Annotated in this window: 18 protein-coding genes and 1 pseudogene; 7 read left to right on the top strand and 12 right to left on the bottom strand. The window is 74.7% G+C overall.

Features of this window, described 5'->3' with window-relative positions; genetic code table 11:
- Positions 1–51: 51 nt before the first annotated feature.
- From ABD343_RS09725 to ABD343_RS09715, 3 genes are all read right to left on the bottom strand, one after another.
- Positions 52–831, bottom strand: a complete 780-nt coding sequence (locus ABD343_RS09725; RefSeq protein ID WP_344526184.1) for a class I SAM-dependent methyltransferase — start codon at positions 829–831, stop codon at positions 52–54.
- 82 nt (positions 832–913) lie between these two features.
- A complete protein-coding gene (locus ABD343_RS09720; protein ID WP_344526182.1) occupies positions 914–1,492 on the bottom strand; it encodes a dihydrofolate reductase family protein in 579 nt (192 codons plus the stop codon).
- Positions 1,493–1,630: 138 nt separating this feature from the next.
- Positions 1,631–2,107 (bottom strand): MarR family winged helix-turn-helix transcriptional regulator, encoded by a 477-nt coding sequence (locus ABD343_RS09715; RefSeq protein WP_344526180.1) that lies wholly within the window; start codon positions 2,105–2,107, stop codon positions 1,631–1,633.
- A gap of 112 nt (positions 2,108–2,219) precedes the next feature.
- Here ABD343_RS09715 and ABD343_RS09710 point away from each other — a divergent pair, with 112 nt between their 5' ends.
- Positions 2,220–2,633: an organic hydroperoxide resistance protein gene (locus tag ABD343_RS09710; RefSeq protein ID WP_344526419.1), complete on the top strand. Its 414-nt coding sequence runs from the start codon at positions 2,220–2,222 to the stop codon at positions 2,631–2,633.
- 21 nt (positions 2,634–2,654) lie between these two features.
- On the opposite strand, the gene ABD343_RS09705 is transcribed toward ABD343_RS09710, so the two are convergent.
- Positions 2,655–3,098 (bottom strand): DUF2267 domain-containing protein, encoded by a 444-nt coding sequence (locus ABD343_RS09705; RefSeq protein ID WP_344526178.1) that lies wholly within the window; start codon positions 3,096–3,098, stop codon positions 2,655–2,657.
- Positions 3,099–3,297: 199 nt separating this feature from the next.
- On the bottom strand, positions 3,298–3,738 hold the full coding sequence (locus ABD343_RS09700; RefSeq protein ID WP_344526176.1) for an Hsp20/alpha crystallin family protein: 441 nt from the start codon (positions 3,736–3,738) through the stop codon (positions 3,298–3,300).
- 135 nt (positions 3,739–3,873) lie between these two features.
- On the opposite strand from ABD343_RS09700, the gene ABD343_RS09695 reads away from it, so the two are divergent.
- Positions 3,874–4,527 carry a type III effector protein gene (locus ABD343_RS09695; protein ID WP_344526174.1) on the top strand — a complete coding sequence of 218 codons (654 nt, stop codon included), beginning with the start codon at positions 3,874–3,876 and terminating at the stop codon, positions 4,525–4,527.
- Positions 4,528–4,554: 27 nt separating this feature from the next.
- On the opposite strand, the gene ABD343_RS09690 is transcribed toward ABD343_RS09695, so the two are convergent.
- Positions 4,555–4,944 carry a hypothetical protein gene (locus tag ABD343_RS09690; RefSeq protein WP_344526172.1) on the bottom strand — a complete coding sequence of 130 codons (390 nt, stop codon included), beginning with the start codon at positions 4,942–4,944 and terminating at the stop codon, positions 4,555–4,557.
- A gap of 564 nt (positions 4,945–5,508) precedes the next feature.
- Between ABD343_RS09690 and ABD343_RS09685 the strand changes: the two genes are divergently transcribed.
- Positions 5,509–6,063, top strand: coding sequence for a GNAT family N-acetyltransferase (locus ABD343_RS09685; RefSeq protein WP_344526170.1), 555 nt, complete (start codon positions 5,509–5,511; stop codon positions 6,061–6,063).
- Here ABD343_RS09685 and ABD343_RS09680 read toward each other — a convergent pair.
- A complete protein-coding gene (locus ABD343_RS09680) occupies positions 6,046–6,969 on the bottom strand; it encodes a class I SAM-dependent methyltransferase (protein ID WP_344526168.1) in 924 nt (307 codons plus the stop codon). The genes ABD343_RS09685 and ABD343_RS09680 overlap by 18 nt on opposite strands.
- A 96-nt stretch (positions 6,970–7,065) precedes the next feature.
- Positions 7,066–7,659, bottom strand: a complete 594-nt coding sequence (locus ABD343_RS09675) for a helix-turn-helix domain-containing protein (protein ID WP_425578130.1) — start codon at positions 7,657–7,659, stop codon at positions 7,066–7,068.
- A 101-nt stretch (positions 7,660–7,760) separates the two neighbouring features.
- Between ABD343_RS09675 and ABD343_RS09670 the strand changes: the two genes are divergently transcribed.
- Positions 7,761–8,837, top strand: a complete 1,077-nt coding sequence (locus ABD343_RS09670) for an NAD(P)/FAD-dependent oxidoreductase (protein ID WP_344526164.1) — start codon at positions 7,761–7,763, stop codon at positions 8,835–8,837.
- A gap of 85 nt (positions 8,838–8,922) precedes the next feature.
- Positions 8,923–10,524 (top strand): MFS transporter, encoded by a 1,602-nt coding sequence (locus tag ABD343_RS09665; RefSeq protein WP_344526162.1) that lies wholly within the window; start codon positions 8,923–8,925, stop codon positions 10,522–10,524.
- 69 nt (positions 10,525–10,593) lie between these two features.
- On the opposite strand, the pseudogene ABD343_RS09660 reads toward ABD343_RS09665, so the two are convergent.
- The 3 genes and pseudogenes from ABD343_RS09660 to ABD343_RS09650 form a co-directional block, all read right to left on the bottom strand.
- A pseudogene (locus ABD343_RS09660) lies at positions 10,594–11,034 on the bottom strand (GNAT family N-acetyltransferase); the annotation flags it as partial.
- Between the two features lie 129 nt (positions 11,035–11,163).
- Entirely contained in the window at positions 11,164–11,724 is a 561-nt protein-coding gene (locus ABD343_RS09655; protein WP_344526160.1) for a putative immunity protein, read from the bottom strand.
- 119 nt (positions 11,725–11,843) lie between these two features.
- Complete coding sequence (locus ABD343_RS09650; RefSeq protein ID WP_344526158.1) at positions 11,844–12,767, bottom strand: alpha/beta fold hydrolase; 924 nt, start codon at positions 12,765–12,767, stop codon at positions 11,844–11,846.
- 110 nt (positions 12,768–12,877) lie between these two features.
- Between ABD343_RS09650 and ABD343_RS09645 the strand changes: the two genes are divergently transcribed.
- Entirely contained in the window at positions 12,878–13,630 is a 753-nt protein-coding gene (locus ABD343_RS09645) for a TetR/AcrR family transcriptional regulator (protein ID WP_425578143.1), read from the top strand.
- A gap of 12 nt (positions 13,631–13,642) precedes the next feature.
- On the opposite strand, the gene ABD343_RS09640 is transcribed toward ABD343_RS09645, so the two are convergent.
- Positions 13,643–14,692 carry a LysR substrate-binding domain-containing protein gene (locus ABD343_RS09640; protein ID WP_344526154.1) on the bottom strand — a complete coding sequence of 350 codons (1,050 nt, stop codon included), beginning with the start codon at positions 14,690–14,692 and terminating at the stop codon, positions 13,643–13,645.
- A 127-nt stretch (positions 14,693–14,819) separates the two neighbouring features.
- Here ABD343_RS09640 and ABD343_RS09635 point away from each other — a divergent pair, with 127 nt between their 5' ends.
- The gene (locus ABD343_RS09635) at positions 14,820–16,079 is read left to right on the top strand and encodes a M24 family metallopeptidase (protein WP_344526152.1); all 1,260 of its coding nucleotides are present in this window, start codon (positions 14,820–14,822) and stop codon (positions 16,077–16,079) included.
- Positions 16,080–16,084 lie beyond the last annotated feature (5 nt).

The raw sequence follows: 16,084 nt of genomic DNA, 5'->3' as shown, positions 1-16,084 counted from the left end.
ACGGGGAACGGGGAACCGCCGGGCGCGGCGGTTCCCCTCCGGGGCGGTGCCTCACAACCGCCGTACGCGCAGTACGGCGGTCAGCATCGGGAGGGTGAACTCGCCCTCGGCGGTCTCCGGACGGCTTCCGAGGAACGCGCGGATCCGGCCCAGCGTGGCCTCCCGCTCCGCCTCCGGCATGACGAGCACCCCCGCGCGCGTCGCGAGGGTCGCGACGAGGGAGTCCGCGGTACGGCGCTGCCCGTGTCGGAACGTCTTCTGCTCCGGCGAGCCGAACCGGGCCGCCGTGCCGTCTCCGGGCAGATGCGTGTCCGCCGTCTCCGCGCGCCAACCGGCGGGTGTGTCACGCGGGCCGACGGCCGCGCTGCCGCTGACCCGGGCGAGGCCGTCGACCCACTCGACCGCGTCGTCCATGACGTTCCACAGGCCCGCGAGGACGCCGCCGGGCGCGAGGACCCTGGCGATCTCGGGCCCGGCGACGGCCATGTCGAACCAGTGCATCGCGTTGCCCGCCACCACGGCGTCGACGGACGCGTCCGGCAGCGGGATCGACTCGGCACTTCCCTCCAGGGCACGGGCCCCCGGCAGCGCGCGGCGCAGCTCGGCCAGCATGGCCGGGTCGGGCTCGACCGCGACAACGTCGGCGCCCAGCGCGGCGAGCGTGGCCGTCAGCTTGCCGGTTCCGGCGCCGAGGTCGAGGACGCGGGGGCCGGGAGCCGGTCCGAGTGCCCAACGCACCGCTTCCTGCGCGTAATCGGGACGGTGCTCGGCATAGTCCACCGCGGCGGAGCCGAACGACGAGGAATGAAGGAGCCGTTCATCCTGATCCATCGGGTCACCCTATGGGGGAAGGGGGCGGAGGCGCCGGACGCCCGCGTCGCGCCTCTCGTCCGTCCCGGGTGGTGACCGTGCCTCAGGTGTGCGGCGTGGGCCGGTAGACGAGTTCCTGGGTGCGGCCGTCCAGGGTGCGCTGCTCGATCAGTTCGAGGTCGAAGTCGCCGCCGCCGTGGAAGATCGGGTCCAGTCCGGACTCCCCGGTGATCACGGGGAAGAGCGTGACCTGGACGCGGTCGACCAGCCCCGCGGACATCAGCGCCCGGTTCATCGACAGGCTGCCGTGCGAGCGCAACGGCACGTCGGACTCCTCCTTGAGCCGGGCGACGACCTCGACCGCGTCGCCGCTCGCGAGCTGCCCGTCGGGCCAGTCCAGGGGGCCCTCCAGCGTGCTGGACATCACCGTCGCCGGGAGGTTCCTCATCCGGGTGACCCAGGGGTCGCGGACCTCGGACTCCTCGGTGCTCTCGGCCAGCATCCGCGCGAACAACTGATAGGTGCGCGCCCCGAAGACCATCCGCTGCTCCTCGTCGTACAGGGAGAGGCGGTGGTCGAGCAGCTCGGGGCCCTGCTTGCCCCAGTATCCGGTCCAGTTCCCGCCCGCTGCGCCGTAGCCGTCGAGGCTGGAGAAGACGTCGAACGTGTAGGTCGCGGTCATGATGCCGTCCTTGGGTCGGGTGGATTCCCGTGTCGGAGATGTCGGAGATACAGACCGGCGGGCCCGCCCGGATTCATCGCCGCCGCGCCCTCACCCGTTGCCTGTGGGCACCGATCCGTAACCCGTGTCCCGTACGGTTCACTCCGCCCCGGAGCCGGACGACGCCTCCTCGCGTGCCGCCGTGTCCAGCGCGTCGGTGAGCCGGTCGAGGCGGGCGCGCAGATCGCGGATCTCGTCGAGGTCGAAGCCCGTCGCGGCGGAGATCCGGCGCGGCACGAGCGCCGCGCGCTCGCGCAGGGCGGACCCCTCGTCGGTGAGGCGGACGTGCACGGAGCGCTCGTCGCGGGCGCTGCGCTCGCGTCGGACGCGCCCGGCCGCCTCCAGCCTCTTGAGCAGGGGGGACAGGGTGCCGGAGTCGAGACGCAGCAGCTCGCCGAGCTGCTTGACGGGCAGCTCGCCGTGCTCCCACAGCGCGAGCATCACCAGGTACTGGGGATAGGTGAGGCCCAGGTCCTTGAGCAGCACGCGGTAGAGACCGCTGAAGGCGCGCGAGGCGGCGTTCAGGGAGAAGCAGACCTGCTGGTCGAGGCGGAGGTGCGCGTCGTCGGAGGACATGCCCCCAGGATAGCGACACACGAATTAATTGTGCGCAACTTAATTGTGTGCTCTACTTTGAGTCGTGCTTCCGTACGCACGCAGAACCCGACTCATGAGGGAGATGGACTCCATGGACCCGCTCTACACCGCCGCCGCCACCGCCACCCACGGCCGCGAGGGCCGGGCCGTCAGCTCGGACGGCAAGCTCGACCTGGAGCTGGGCGTCCCCACGGAGATGGGCGGCAACGGGCAGGGGACGAACCCGGAGCAGCTCTTCGCCGCCGGATACGCGGCGTGCTTCGCCAGCGCCCTCGGCGTCGTCGGCAGGCGGGCGAAGATCGACCTCGGCGACGCCGCGGTGACCGCCGAGGTCGGGATCGGCAAGGAGGGCGAGGGCTTCGGCCTCGCGGTCACGCTCCGGGTCGAGCTGCCCGACGCCCTCGACCCGGCGCAGGGCCGCGAGCTGCTGGAGCAGGCCCACCAGGTCTGCCCGTACTCCAACGCGACCCGCGGCAACATCCCGGTCGAGCTCGTCGTCGAGTGAGGGCCGGGTGAGGGGCCGGGCTCAGGCCGCCTGGGTGAGTTCGGGGCGGCCGAAGAGGATCGCGTATCCCGAGGGGAGCTGGGCGAGGATGCGGTCCAGCAGCTCCGGGCCCGCCAGTTGGGCCACGGCGCCCAGGACGGAGCCGACGTCCCAGCGCGTGGTGGCGAGGGTGCCGCCCGTGCGGGACGCGAGGTCCTTGACGAACGCCCAGCCCGTCAGCCGGTCGGCCTCGGGCGCGGAGGAGACGAAGAGCCGCGCGGCCTCGACCGGGAGCCGGGCGGCGAGCCCCACCCGTTCCTCACCCGTGAGCCGTCGGCCGAGGGCGGTGAGGACGGCCGTGGTGACCTCCTCGGCCTTCTCGCGCGTGGGATAGGCGCCGTCGTAACGGACGCGCTCCAGCATCTGGACGTAGGGCCGGCTGGGCGGAGCGGCGGGCGCCGCGGAATCCGGCGTGAGCGGGTGCATGGACGGGAGACGCCTTTCTCTCTCTGAACGGGGGCTCTGTCGGTGGCCCGTGGCTGAGGGCGGGGGCGTGGAGGACGGCGCGGCGGGGGAGTTGCCACCCTCCGCCCTCCACGCCGCTCGGGATGCCGCGGATGTCACACGGGTGCGCGGCCGCACGGTCATACGGCTTTATGGGCGCCCGGCGATCCGGGGCGCGGGCTCAGGCGCGTATTTCCTTGGGCTCCGAGCCGGTGCCGACGGTGATCTTGCGGGGCTTGGCGCGCTCGGTGATGGGGATCCGCACGGTGAGGACCCCCGCGTCGTACGCCGCGTCGATCCGCTCGGTGTCCAGGGTGTCGGCCAGCATCACCTGGCGTGAGAAGACGCCCAGCGGGCGCTCGGCGAGCTCGACCTGCACCTTGTCGCTCTTCGTCTGGGGGCGCCGCTCGGCCTTGACCGTCAGCATGTTCCGCTCGACGTCGATGTCGATCGCGTCGGGGGTGACGCCGGGGAGGTCGATGGTCAGCACATACTCATCGCCCTCGCGGTGGGCGTCCATCGGCATCGTCGAGGGCTTCGTCCATGTGCCCGTCGCATTGCCGGTGAAGAGGTGCTGGGTGATCCGGTCCAGCTCGCGGAAGGGATCGGTGCGCATCAGCATCGGGAAACACCTCCGTCTTCTCGGCTGGGCTGTGCATGCCCATGCGCTTCCGTATGCTCCTGTTGTAGCATGTCATCCAGACGATGACAAGCATGGGTGTCGCCCGTCCGGTGACACGAGGAGAGGAGACGCTCCATGGGTGCAGCCGAGCGCGGGACCGGCCCCCCGCCCGCGTCCTTCCCCGCCGCGCAGGCCGCGCTGGAGACCATCGAGGAGGCGGTGCACACCGCCCAGGCGGCACAGCCGATCCGGCGGTCCGGGCCCCGGACGAGCGCCGAGCAGGCGCTCGCCGCGCTGCTGCTGCTCCGGCAGATGCGCGACCAGCTCGCGGGCTGGGAGACGGGCCTGATCGAAGCCGCGCGCGAGGCGGGCGCGAGCTGGGCCGACCTCGCGCACCCCCTGGGGGTGGCCAACCGCCAGTCGGCCGAGCGGCGTTACCTGCGTCTGAGACCCGGCGCCCCCGACAGCACGGGGGAGGAGCGCATCCAGGCCGTCCGGGACCGCCGTGCCGCCGACCGCTCCGTCACCGCCTGGGCCCGTGACCACGCCGCGGATCTGCGGCAGCTCGCCGGGGAGATCACGGCTCTGGCCGACCTCCCGGACGCGGCCCGCCGCCCCCTCGTCCAGGCCCTCGGCGCCGACGATGTCGCGCGTCTCCTCGCCCCGATGGCCGACACCCGGGCCCACCTGGCCGACAGGCGCCCCGACCTCGCCGGACGCCTCGACGACCTCACGCGTCACACCGACCGCCTCCGCCGGGAGAGCGACACCCAGCGCCGCCCCGGATGAGCCCCCGCCGCGCCGGCCGGGCAGGGGTCAACTGCCGGGCGGGGAGCCCCCGGCGAGAGGGGCGGGCGCCGCCTCGTCGTCCTGGTGACGGCGCCAGTGCAGGGCGCGCGCGATCTGGGTGGGCAGCAGTCCGGTGAGGTTGGCGATCTGAGCCGGGGTGAGTTCGTACGGGTGGGAGTCCTGGGCGCGCCCTATCTGGCCGGACCACAGCTCTTCGAGCACGAAGGGGCGTACGCGGTAGTGGGCGCGCAGGCGGTCGAGGTGCGCGGGCGAGCAGCCGCGCACCAGGCGCAGCCCGTCCAGCGCCCGTCGCCGGGGATGCAGCGCGGAGGAGTCGGGGACGGCGGCGAGCGCGCCCGCGCCCCCCGTCAGCCGGGTGCCGCACAGGTCGCATGTGGAGGGTGGGGGGCTGTTCATGCCGGTGGTCATCCCTGCCTGCCTCGTGGCGCTCCCGACCGTCCGGCGCGGCGCGGAGGGAGGCCAGGGCACGGGGCGGTCGCCGTTCTCGCAGAGCGGCGGGCGATGCGGATCGTGGGCGGTCAGCCCGTACGAACCCCGCGTATCGCGGGCCCCTGCTGTCTCGCTGAGATGATGCCCAACCCGTGCGCCCTCGCACGTGTCTCGCACGGATGTGCCCGCGACAACCGCGACACCACCATGACCGGAACGCCTCGTTCCAGCCGGGGGCCTGCCGTGGGCCCGCCGGGGCCTGGCGTGGGGCCCGCCGGGGCCTGCCGGGACCCGTCGGCGGCTGCCGCACTCGGACGATGTCCGGTCTCCACGGCCCCCGGCAGGAAGGCGAGCGGGGCGACCGGTCGGTGGTCCGTGCCTGCGTGACGACCGTCGTATGGGTGGGCCTGGCCCGGCTCTTCCATCTGCCCGCCGCCCCGGCCCTGCACGTCGCCGGGTGGCGGGGCGCGACTGGCGGCGCCGCCGGGGCATCCGGCGCTGACGCGTTCCGGGGTGCGGTACGTTGCCGCGATGTCCGAACTCGAGTTCCCCACCTGGCCGCCCGCCCCGCTGACGACCGAGCGGCTCGTGCTCCGTGGGGCCGAGGCGCGGGACCGCGCGGCGTTCGTCGAGCTGTTCGCCTCGCCGGAGGTGGGCGCCCACCTCGGGGGTCCCCGGCCGCGGGAAGCGCTCGAACACGAGATGCCCGAGGTGCCCGGGCGGCGCCCCGGCCTCTTCGTGGCCGAGTTCGCCGGGACGATGACCGGCGTCATCACGCTCGACCGCGACCGGCGCGAGGGAGCGAAGGGCCCCGGCGCGGCCGAACTCGGCTTCATGCTCCTGCCGGAGGCGTGGGGACGCGGGTACGCCGAGGAGGCGTGCGCGGCGGTGCTCGGCTGGTTCGCCGGCGTACGTCCCGGCGAGCCCGTGGCGCTCCGCACCCGGACCGCCAACGGCCGCGCGATGCGCCTCGCGGCGAGGCTCGGGTTCACCGAGGTGGAGCGGTACGAGGAGTACGGCGCCGAACAGTGGCTCGGCGTCCGGCTCCCGTCGTCCGGGCGCTCCGCGTCAGCGGCCGAGCGCTGAGCCGGTGCCGTCCTCCGGAACGTCCTCGGTCCGGCGGGCGGCCCAGACCGTGCGCTCGGTGCGTGCGGCCAGGTCGTCGCGGCGCAGGACGCTGTGCGGGCCGTCGGTGTCGAGGAGCCGGTCGAGCGCGTCGAGGTCCTCGGGGGAGAGGGCCCCGGCGGCGGGGCCGCGGAGGCGGCGCAGGCTCCCGAGGGCATAGCGGCCGAGCGCGTCGCCAGGGGCGGCCCCGGCCCCGACGTGCACGGCGAGGGTCCGTTCCCCTACGACCGTGAATCCGGCCGCCGTCAGCATCGGCCCCCAGTCGGCGCCGCGGTGCGGCACGTGCTCGGTGTGGAAGCCGTCGGCCGCCGCGTGGCAGCGCTCCTCCAGACCGGGCCGGTCCTCGGGGGCGCCGTCGGGCAGGAAGCGGGGGAATCCGGCCAGCTCGACGACCGCGAACAGGCCTTCGGGCGCGAGCGCGTCGCGGACCCGGCGCAGGGCCTGGTCGGGACGGGCCATGTGGTGCATCGAGGCCGAGGCCCACACCAGGTCCGGCGCGCCGAGCGCGGGCCAGCCGGGGGCATCGAGGTCGGCCTGCACGGTGTGCACGCGCCCCTCCACGCCACGGGCGCACGCCTTCTCGCGCAGCCGCCGGAGATGTGCCGCCGAGGCGTCGACGGCGGTGACATGCGCCTCGGGGAAGCGGTCGAGCAGGGCGAACGTGCCCGCGCCCGTGCCGCAGCCCAGGTCGACGATCCGACGCGGGCCGGTCCGCAGCGGGAGCCACGCGGTGAGGTCGCCGAGGTGCTCGGCGAGCACCTCGGCGTCGAGATCGAGGATCTCGGCCTGGTCGCCGTCGTCACCGCCGTGTGCGTGGCCGTGGTCGTGGGGGTGGCGGTGCTGAGGGTGCGGGTGAGCTGGGGTCATGCCAGTCACGTTAGGTCGGCCATGTCCCGAGGGCATGGTCGCTCCCCGTATGCGCAAGACGGCGGCCGTCCGCGCTGCCCGACGCGCAAGGCGCGTTCACCCGGCGCCGTCCGCTCCGTTCGTGCCGCCCGTGTCGCGCTGGTGGCCCCGGCGGGCGTCGCGGTCGAAGATGCCCAGGATCTCGCACGGGCCGCCCTCGGCGCCGATCGCGTGCGGCAGCATCGTGGGGAACTCGGCGGCCTGGTTCGTCTCGACGCGGAAGCGGCGGTGCCCCAGCATCAGGACCGCCGTGCCGGACAGGACGACGAGCCATTCGCGGCCCGGGTGCGCGCGCATACGGGCGGGGTTGGCGGGCGGCGGTTCGGTCATGCGCTGGCGCATGACGGTCATGCCGGGGTCGCCCTTGACGGGCCAGCGCATGAGGCTGTGGGCGCTGTCGATCATCGGGCTGGTGACGATGTCGTCGGCGGCCGTCTCGACGAGCTGGTCCAGCGTGGTGTCCAGCGCGCGGGCGAGGGTGACGAGCTGGTCCAGCGCGAGGCGTCGCTGCCCGTTCTCGATGCGGCTCAGCGAGGACTGGCTGAGGTTGGCGCGGGTGGCCAGCTCCTCCAGGGACCAGCCCTGCGCGACCCGCAGAGCGCGGATCCGTTTGCGTACGAGGCTGTCGAGCCCCTCGTCTTCTTGCGTCATAGGCAACATCGTATGCCCTCGATGCAAGCCGGGGTTAGCGTCGTGCACAGACGGCCCGGATCGCCCCGGGCCGCGCACGAAGCAAGAGGAAGGGGCACGAGATGCCTGAGTCTGCGAGGACTTCCGCGTACGCGAGCGACGTACTGCCCGGTGGGACCGTCGACGCCGTGGTGATCGGCGGCGGCGCGGCGGGGCTCAACGGGGCCCTGATGCTCGCCCGTTCCCGCCGCTCGGTCGTCGTGATCGACAGCGGTACGCCGCGCAACGCGCCCGCCGAGGCCATGCACGGTTTCCTCGTCCTGGACGGCACCCCGCCCGCGGAGATCCTGGAGCGGGGCCGCGAGCAGGTGCGGCAGTACGGCGGCCGTGTCGTCCTCGGCGAGGTGGCCACCGCCGAGCCCGCCGAGCCCGCTCCGCCCGCCGGGTCCCCGCCCGCCGGGTCCCCGTCCCCGCTCGACCCCCGGTTCACCGTCACCCTGGCCGACGGCCGGAGCGTGACCGCGCGGCGGCTGCTGGTGGCCACCGGGCTGCGGGACGTGCTGCCCGACGTGCCGGGCCTGGCCGGGCACTGGGGCCGGGGCGTGGTGCACTGCCCGTACTGCCACGGCTGGGAGGTGCGCGACGAGCCGATCGGCGTCCTCGCCACCGGCCCGGCCTCGGTCCACCACGCCCTGCTGTTCCGCCAGTTGACCGACGACCTGGTCTACTTCGTGCGCGGGACCGCGCTGGACGGGGAGAACCGGGCGCGCTTCGCCGCCCGTGGCATCCGCGTCGTCGACGAGCCCGTACGGGAAGTCGTCGGCGACGGGAACGGCGCCGACGGGGGCATCGCGGGGGTGCGCCTGGCCGACGGTACGTTCGTCGCCCGTCGCGTCCTCGCCGTCGCCACCCGGATGGAAGCCCGTACCGAGGGGCTCGACGGCCTGGGGCTGCCGATGGAGGACCTGCCCGACGACATGGGCCGCCGCCTCGCCTCGGGCGCGGCCGGTGCGACCGAGGTGCCGGGCGTGTGGGTGGCGGGCAACGCCACCGACCTCGCCGCCCAGGTCGGCGCCGCCGCGGCGGCCGGTGCGCTGGCCGCAGCGCGCCTCAACGCCGAGCTGGCCACCGCCGACACCGACGCGGCACTCGCGGCGGAGGCGCCCGCCCCGGCGCGCGGCCGGAGCACCGCCGCCTGACCCCGGCCACCTCCGGCGCCGGGCCCGGCCGCACCCGCCATCCGCCCGGCGCCGATTCCGCATGCTCTTTTCCGAGAGGAACCTCATGACCGCGAACCAGCCCGTGCGGGCGGCAGCCCCCGCAGCCGAACCGCGAGCGGACACCCGGGCGGATGCCCGGGCGGATGCCCGAGCGGACGCCGGGGGAGTGCCGGACGCGCGTCGGCTCCGTACGATCCTGACCGCCGTCTGCATCGCGCTGATGGCCGTCATCGCCTCGGTGTCCGGGCTGAACGTCGCCCAGACCCACATGGCTGTCGCGTTCGGCGCCTCGCAGAGCACGGTCCTGTGGATCATCAACGTCTACACCCTCGCGCTGGCCGCGCTGCTGCTGCCGCTCGGCGCGCTCGGCGACCGGTGGGGGCGCAAGCCGATGCTGGTCGCCGGACTGGGCCTCTTCGGCGCCGCGAGCGTCGTGGCGGGGCTGGCGCCGACGGCCGAGGTGATGCTCGCCGCGCGGGTGGCCGCCGGGACCGGCGCGGCGATGATCATGCCCATCACGCTCGCCGTGATCACCTCGACCTTTCCCGAGGAGCGGCGCGGCAAGGCGATCGGCGTGTGGACGGGCGTGGCGGGAGGCGGCGGCATTCTCGGCATGTTCCTCTCCGCGCTCCTCGTCGATGTCGCGGACTGGCGCTGGCTGTTCGTCCTGCCCGTGGTCCTCGTCGCCGTGGCCCTGGCGACGACGCTCAGGTCGGTGCCCAACTCCCGCGAAAGATCCCGCCATACGTTCGACACCGTCGGCGCGCTCGTATCCGCCGTCGCCGTGGTCGGGCTGATCTTCGTCCTGCAGGAGGGGCCCGAGCGCGGGTGGACCGCGCCCGCGACGCTCACCGGCCTCGCCGTCGGGCTCGTCGGCGCCGTCGGCTTCGTGGCGTGGGAACTGCGCCGCGCGGACGCCTCGTTGCTGGACGTGCGGCTGTTCCGCGAGCGCGGCCTGGCGGGCGGCTCCCTCACCCTGCTGGTCGTCTTCGGCGTCCAGGCGGGCGTCGCCGTCGTCCTCTTCCCGTTCTTCCAGGCCGTGCTGGGCTGGTCGGGCCTGCTGTCCACGCTGGCCCTGATGCCCATGGCCGTCACGATGATGGCGGCCTCGGGGCTGGCGCCCAGGCTGGCCGCACGTGGCGGGGCCCGCTCGACCATGGCCCTGGGCATCGCGCTGGCCGGGGGCGGCCTGGCCCTCATGGCCCTGTTCGTCTCCGCCGACGGCGGCTACCTCTCGCTCCTGCCCGGCATGCTCGCCATGGGCCTCGGCATGGGCCTGTCCATGACGCCCTCCACCGAGGCCATCACCGGCTCCCTGCCCCGCGAGAAGCAGGGCGTCGCCTCCGCGCTGAACGACGTCACCCGCGAACTCGGCACCGCCCTCGGCGTCGCCATGCTCGGCGCCCTCCTGACCTCGGGCTACCGCGCCGCGATCGACGACAGGCTCCACGGCGTCCCGCACGGCTCGGCCGACGCGGCACGCGAGGGCGTCGCCAACGCGGTCGAGGCGGCGGACGCCGCGGGCCCGCACGCCCCCCGGCTCCTGCACGCCGCCCAGCAGTCGTTCGTCGACGGCTGGCAACAGGCCATGTGGACCGGCGTCGCCGTCATGGCCGTCCTCCTCGTCGCCATCGCCGCACGCGGCCCCCGCGCGACGCAGGGCTGACGGCGGCTCAGCGGGCGGGAAGCGCCCTGCCGCGCTCCGGCCCGCCTCGTCACGCTCCGGCCCGCCTCGTCACGCTCCCGCCCGCTGGCGCTCCTCGCCGGCGGAGCCCGTCGGCTCCTGGGCGGGCGGCGTGGGGAAGCCCCGGACGACGACGGGCCTGCGGGTGGTGAAGCCGAGGCGTTCGTACAGGGCGAGGGCGCCCGTGTTCGCGTCGGCGGCATGCAGGAACGGACGCTCGCCGCGCCGGACGATGCCGGCGACGAGGGCCCGCACCAGCCGGGCGGCGTGGCCGCGGCCACGGGCCTCGGGGGCGGTGCAGACGGCGCTGATCTCGGTCCAGCCCGGAGGACGGAGGCGTTCCCCGGCCATCGCCACCAGGGCCCCGCGCTCGCGGACGCCGAGATACGTGCCGAGTTCGCGGGTGCGGGGCCAGAAGGGGCCCGGCCGCGTGCGTGCGGCGAGGTCCAGCATCTCGGGCACGTCGTCCGGGCCCAGCTCGACGGCGCCGGTGCCGTCGGAGGAGGGGGCGGAGCTGAGGGCGTCCAGGCCTATGGCGTCATCGTCGTGCATCGTGCGGAGTCTCTCCTGTCCTGGCTGTCTCTGTCCTGGCCGTCTTGTCCCCCAGGCCGGGGGACGGGCTCATCGCAGCGCCGCGTCCAGCTCGCGGATCAGCGCGCCGACGCGCCCGCCGCCGGGCGGCGCCGCCGGATAGCGGCGCAGGACGTCGGCGACGCCGTGGGGCGTGAGGGCCGCGAACCGCGCGACGTGCCCTGCGCCCACGGCCGGGTCGCCGTCGGCCACCCGCTCGTACGCCCGTGCCGTGTGGGCGGCCGAGGAGAGGATGTGCCGGACCTGGGTGGCCTTCGCCAGGGGGTGCAGATACGCGGCTCCGCACGCGTGCGCGGCCGCGCGTGCGGCGTCGCTCGCGAGGAGTTGTCCCGCGTCGCGGGTCTCCTGGGCCGCGCGGTGCGCCGCCCACGCGCGGTCGCGCAGCAGCTTGGTCCGCCCGGCCCCCTCCGCGAACTCCCGCGCGGCCTCGATCGCGGCGCGCGGGCGGGGGTCGCCGGGGCACTCGCGCTCGTAGAACGCCAGGGAGGGCTCGGCGCACGCCACCGCGTAACCGGTGACCGTACGGAGTTCGGCCCGGCTCAGTTCGATCTCCACGGCACCGGTCGCGGTCGTCGCGTCCTCGTCCGTCATCACCCCGCCCTCCCCGCCCCGGCTCCCCGGCCGGTCCGATCACCGTCGTTTCGATCGTATCGTTGAAGCAACGGGTGGAGACTTTCGCGGGATTCCCGCAGTCGCAGGCCTCTCGACCCTCAAATCGCGTGCTCCCGGGCGGCGTCCGCGTGCCTGCGCAGCTCGGCGCCGACCGTGTCCCATACGTGCTCGGGCAGCTCGTGGCCGACCTCGGGCAGCAGCATCAGGCGGGAGCCGCGGATGCGGGACGCGATCGCCCGTGCCGCGCCGGGCTTGATCAGCGGATCGTCCGCGCCGTGCAGGACGAGCGTGGGGCGGTCGACGGCGCTGATGCGCGGGCCGTGCCACTGCGCGCCGATCTGCCGGCTCTGGGCCTGCGCGTCGTGGATGCCGCTGTCGGCGTTGCGCTCTGCGGCCTCGCGCGCCGCCGCCTCGTCGAACGGGCGGTTCGGCGAGGCGAGTTCACGGGAGACGGCGACCCCCGCGTCGACCGCCCCCTCTCGGGTGTCGGGGAACTTCAGCCGGCTGAACTTCGCGAGCGTCCCGAGCCGTATGTAGCGGAACGTCCGCAGGCCCGCGACATCGCCGGGGACGGCGGACATGGTGGTGAGCGACCGGATGCGCTCCGGGTGCCGCAGCGCCACCCGCTGGGCGACGGCGCCGCCCAGCGAGACGCCGAGCAGGTGCATGGACGTCCAGCCGAGCGCGCGCATGACCGCGATGGTGTCGTCGACCATGTCCTCGGCCGTGTACGCCTCGGTGTCCCGGGTGAGCAGCGCCTTGATCGGGTTCCGCGCCGCGGTGGGCGGCAGGTGGGTCGAGTCGCCGCCGTCCCGCTGGTCGTAACGGGCCACGGCGAAGCCCTGCGCGGCCAGGGTCCGGCACAGGCCGTCCGGGATCCAGCGCCGGTTGGCGCCCAGGCCGGTGGCGAGCAGGAGGGGTTCGCCGTCCTGGCCCTCGGTCAGCCGGTCGAACGCCAGGCGCACCGGGCCGTTCTCCGCGAATTCCATCGGGCCCCACAGGGGAGTCGGTGAACTGGTCATGACGGCCCTCCTTTCGACGGCGGCGCACTCGTGGCCGCTATAACTGCGATCGGTGTTCGCAGTTATAGTAGGCACGGTACCACCGGCGACGGAAGGGACGGGTGAGCTGGGTGGCGGAGGAACAGGAGTCCGTGTGGCTGCGGCCCGGGCGCGGCACCCGTGGCCCGGCGGCCGGGCGGACCCGCGCCGAACTGGCCGACGCCGCCGTCCGGTTGGCCGACCGGGGCGGACTGGAGGCGGTGTCCATGCGCCAGGTGGCCAGAGAGCTGGGCGTCGGTCAGTCCTCCCTCTACCGCTACGTCGCGAGCCGTGACGACCTGCTCGACCTGATGACGGACGCGGCGGCCGGGGAGATCGGCGTGGACGCCCCGCTCACCGGCGAGCCCGTCGAGGACCTGCTGGCCCTGGCCGACCGGACCCGGGCCGTCCATGTGCGGCACCCCTGGCTCGCGGACGTACCCCCGGAGCCGCTGCGGCTGGGTCCGCACGGGCTGGACCACCTGGAGTACGCGCTGAGGGCCCTGGCTCCCACCGCGCTGACCGGCGCCGCCAAGGTCGAGGCGGTCGCCGTGATGAACGCGCTGATCGCGCAGTTCGCCCGCACGGAACGGCCCGGGGCCGACGCCGACAGGGCGCGCCGCCGGGCGCAGGAGACGTATCTGCGCCGCGCCGTCGCCGAGGGGCGGCACCCGTACCTGGCCGAGGCGCTCGGCGGAGCGGCGGCGTCCGGAGCGGACGCCGGGGGGAGCGGAGAGAGCGCGGCGAACGGCGGCGGTCCGGACGTCGCCGACGCGCACGGCATGTTCCGGCACACGATGCGCCGCGTCCTGACCGCGCTGACGGCCCCCGACCCGCGCGGGTGACCGGAGGGGCCCTCAGGCCGTCCGGCCCGCCGGGGTCTTCCGCAGCCGGAGCGAGGCCGCCGTGTCCAACGCCGCGCGGAGGAACGCCTGTTCCGAGGGGCGGTCCCTGGTCGAGGCCTTGCGGATCACGGTGATCCGGCGCTCCACCGGTTCCCGGAAGGGGAAGACGTCCACCCCGGCGGGCCGCAGCGCCATCGCCAGTTCGGCGACCATGGTGACGCCGAGGCCCGCCGCGACCATGGCCATCGCCGTCGCCTGCTCGTCGATCTGGTGGGCGAGGCGCGGGGTGAACCCGGCAGCCCGGCACAGGGCGAGCAGCACCCGGCCGAACTCCGTGCCGGTGCCCGACGCGACCCAGGTGTGCTCCGACAGATCGGCGAGATCCACCGGGGGTCCCAGGCCCGTACGGGCGCCGTCGTCGCGTGAGCCGAGTCCGTTGCGTGCGTCGCGGGCGTCGTCGCGTGTGTCCAGTGCGTCGCCCGCGCCGCGTGGATCGCCTGCCGCCCCTCCGCCGAAGGCCCCTCGCGGGGTGACCAGGAGGAGGGGCTCCACGCCGATCACCGTGGACTCCAGCGCGGGGTCCGGCGGCCCGGACCCGGGCACGGCCGGGTAGTCCAGTACGAACGCGAGGTCGAGATCGCCGTCCCGTACGGCCGCGTGGGTCTCCTCCGGGACGACCTCCCGCGTGGTGACCCGTACCCCCGGGTGGCGCTCGGCCAGCGTCGCCAGCGCGGGCGGCACCAGCGTCCCGGCCAGGGTCGCCAGCACGCCCACGGTCAGGTCGGCGGTGAGGTGCTCGCGCGCCTGTTCCAGCGCCGTACGGGCACGCTCCTCGGCGGCCAGGACCTCCACCGCGTGCCGCGCCAGGACCTGTCCGGCCTCGGTCAGCCGCACGCGCCGCCCGACGTGCTCCAGCAGGGCCACGCCCACCTCGCGCTCCAGCGCGGACAACTGCTGGGAGACGGCCGAGGGCGTGTAGTGCAGCGCCTCGGCGGCCTCGGTCATCGTGCCGCGACGGGCCAGCTCCCGGAGCATCCGCAGCCGCTTCAAGGAGAGTTCCATTCACGGAATCTAAAGCGAAACCTGAAGGACTTGTCGATGGACGTGAACAAAGCGGAGAGATCACACTGCTTTTCCAGTGACGGCGGTGACGGCGGTCACAGAAGCCCTTAGTCCGGAGGAGAGTCGCATGGCTGGGACAGCAGACGGCGGACACGACGGCCACGGCCCCGACATCACACAGCTCGGCAGCGCCCCGTCGCCCGGCTGGCTGACGCGACGGAGCGCGGAGGCGGTACGGGCGGCCGAGGGACCGGCCTTCGAACCGGCCGAGTACGCGGCGCGGCTGGCCGCGCTGCGCGACCGTATGGCCGGGCTGCCCCTCGACGCGATGCTGGTGTTCCGGCCGTCGAGCGTCGAGTACCTGTGCGGCTTCCACACCGCCGAGACGGCCCCGCAGCCCCTGCTGGTCACGCACGCGGAGACCCACCTCTACATCCCGGACCTGGAGGTCGGCAGGGCGCTGGCCAGCTCCGTCGCCGGCAACCTCCACTACTGCGGCTACGCGGACGCGCTGCGCGGCCTGGAACTGTTCCTCCAGCACGCGGCCTCGGTGCTGCCCCGGGGCGCCCGCGTGGGAGTGGAGACCGGGCACCCCTCCACGCCCCCGCGCGCCCTGGACCTGCTGCGCGAGCACGGGCTGGTGGCGGTCGAGCCCGGCTATCTCGTCGAGCGGGCCCGCCTGGTGCTCTCCCCGGCGGAGCTGCGCCGGATCGAGGAGGCCGCCGAGGTGACCCGGCGCGGCGTCGAGGCCGGGGTGGAGGCCGCCGGTGCCACCGGAGCCACCGACTCCTCGGTGGCCGCGGCGATCGCCGCCGCGCTCTACGACGGGGCCGACTCCGCGTCCGCCTGGGGCCCCCTCGTCGTCAGCGGGCGGCGGAGCGGGATCCCGCACTCCAGTTGGGTGGGGTCGCCGCTGAGCGCGGGGGCCACCTTCATGGAGTTCGCCGGGACGCGGTCCCGCTACCACGCGCCGGTCATGCGCACCGTGGTCCGGGACGGCCCGCTGTGGCCCGCCGACCGGCGGCTCGTCGACCTCGCGCGCACCGCCGTCGCCGCCGTGCTGGAGCACGCAGCGGAGGGCGTCACCGCCTCGCACGTCGCCACGCAGGCCGGCAAGGCGCTGGGGCGGCTCCCCGACGACGTGATGTTCCATCAGCTCTTCGGCTATCCCGTCGGCCTGGCCCACAAGCCGCACTGGATGGACGGCGCCCCCTTCTACCTCACCCCCGACAACCACGAGCCGCTGGAGAGCGGCATGGTGTTCCACATCCCCGGCTCCTTCCGCTCGTTCGGCAACGCGTGCGTGGGGCTGAGCCAGACCTTCGTCGTGGAGCGGAACGGCACCCGCGCGCTCACCCACGGCCCGGCCGACGTCATCGAGATCTGACGCGG

Origin of the sequence: Streptomyces albiaxialis, from assembly GCF_039530985.1 — a bacterium.
Classification (GTDB): Bacteria; Actinomycetota; Actinomycetes; order Streptomycetales; family Streptomycetaceae; genus Streptomyces; species Streptomyces albiaxialis.
This window is presented reverse-complemented; position numbering and strand designations above follow the sequence as displayed.